2 protein-coding genes are annotated in these 1,797 nt (G+C 58.4%); both read left to right on the top strand.

What is annotated here, in order from left to right; genetic code table 11:
- Nucleotides 1-643 (top strand): MBL fold metallo-hydrolase RNA specificity domain-containing protein (locus ABX749_RS31685; RefSeq protein WP_372899554.1); only part of this gene is annotated, 643 nt, incomplete at its 5' end.
- A 315-nt stretch (nt 644-958) separates the two neighbouring features.
- Nucleotides 959-1,797 (top strand): deoxyhypusine synthase family protein (locus tag ABX749_RS31690; RefSeq protein WP_372899555.1); only part of this gene is annotated, 839 nt, incomplete at its 3' end.

Here is a 1,797-nt window from a genome sequence, read left to right on the forward strand (position 1 = left end):
GTTCCACCTGGTGCATTCGCTGCAAGAGAGTAAGGCCATCAACGGGATCAAAGGCGGGGCGATCATCATCTCGGCCAGCGGCATGTGCACGGCCGGTCGCATCAAGCACCACCTGATCAACAACATTTATCGCCCCGAGTGCACGGTCTTGTTCGTCGGCTATCAATCACCAGGAACGCTGGGGCAAATCATTTCCAGCGGTGCCAAGGAAGTCCGGATCCACGGCAAGTCGTACAAGGTGCGGGCGGACATTCGCAAGCTGGGCAATTATTCGGCCCACGCCGATCAAGGCGAGTTGTTGGACTGGATCCAAAAGCGTTGTCCGATCACCGGCGGTTTGTTCCTCAATCATGGCGAAGACGATTCACGCCAGGAGCTGCGCGACCTGCTGGTACAGCGAGGCTTGGACGGCGACCGGATCTACATGCCGCAGTTCGATGAATCGTTCGAATTGAGTGCCGGCACCAAGCCGCTTTCCAAGGGGGCGCCCAAGCCGCGTCTAGACGTCGCCCATGTGGCCCACGATTGGCACAACGACTACGCCGAGTTCATGCTCGGATTGACCACAACGATTGAAAAGTCGAGTGAAGACCAACGGTATCAGTTACTCAAACGGCTGAAAGAAACACTCGGCGAGGCTTGAGAACACTTGGGAAGACCGGATAGGCTCGCGTTCCGCCGCTCAGTTGAGCGTTGTTTCCTCTAAATAGGGCCCGTAGGCTCGCGCCAAACGGCTGATCATCGTTTGACATCAGCCGGTTCGCGCCAGCGTCCGGGCCTCTTGATTGGTGTCAACTTGGCGGCAGGGCGCGAGAGGTCGGGTGTCCGTGTGAAAACACGTCAAACGACCGCAGGGCGTGTCACGACTTTCAGTCCTCGTCGAAATAAATTAAAAAACCGGCCTCCAAACGCCTGCGAACCGTCCATCGGCCAACCTTCCCCCCCATCGAGAACCGTTTTGAACGTCAGCGACTTCCTGGAACGACACTACCGTCACTTCAATGCCCGCGAAACCTTGGCCGCGGCACGGTCGTATAAGGACCTGATCGAGCAGCGTGGCGGCCGGATGATGGTCACGCTCGCCGGCGCGATGAGCACGGGCGAGCTGGGATTGTCGCTGGCCGAAATGATCCGCCAGGGCAAGGTGCACGCGATCACATCGACGGCCGCTAATTTAGAAGAAGACATCTTCAATCTGGTCGCACATGACGAGTACCGGGTGATCGAAAACTGGCGGGGATTGTCCGAGAGCGATGAAGAGGCGCTGTTGGAAGAGGGCTTCAATCGTGTCACCGATACCTGCATCCCTGAAACCGTGATGCGTCACATCGAAGGTCGGTTGACCAAGCTCTGGCAGCACGCCGCCGATTCGAACCAGCCCCGCACGCCGGCGGAGTTCATGTTTGAATTGCTGGACGACCCAGAGTTGCCACAACACTTTCAAGTCCCGCGCGAAAACAGCTGGGTCGCGGCGGCCAAAGACGCCGGCATCCCCGTTTTTGTTCCGGGCGTTGAGGACAGCACGCTGGGCAATATCTTCACCGCCCGTGTCATCGATGGCACCGTCGCCGGGCACCATGCGATGAAGCCGGGCACCGCGCAGCTGGAAAAATTGGCCGCGTGGTATCGCGAAAGTTCCCAGCAACACCCCATCGGTTTCTTTCAAATCGGCGGCGGGATTGCCGGTGATTTCTCGATCTGTGTGGTCCCGATGATGCGGCAAGACCTGAAAGAGGACGTGCCGCTGTGGAGTTATTTCTGCCAGATCAGCGATGCCGAGACCAGTTATGGCGGGTA

The sequence above is a fragment of the Stieleria sp. genome (assembly GCF_041595215.1).
Lineage (GTDB): Bacteria > Planctomycetota > Planctomycetia > Pirellulales > Pirellulaceae > Stieleria > Stieleria magnilauensis.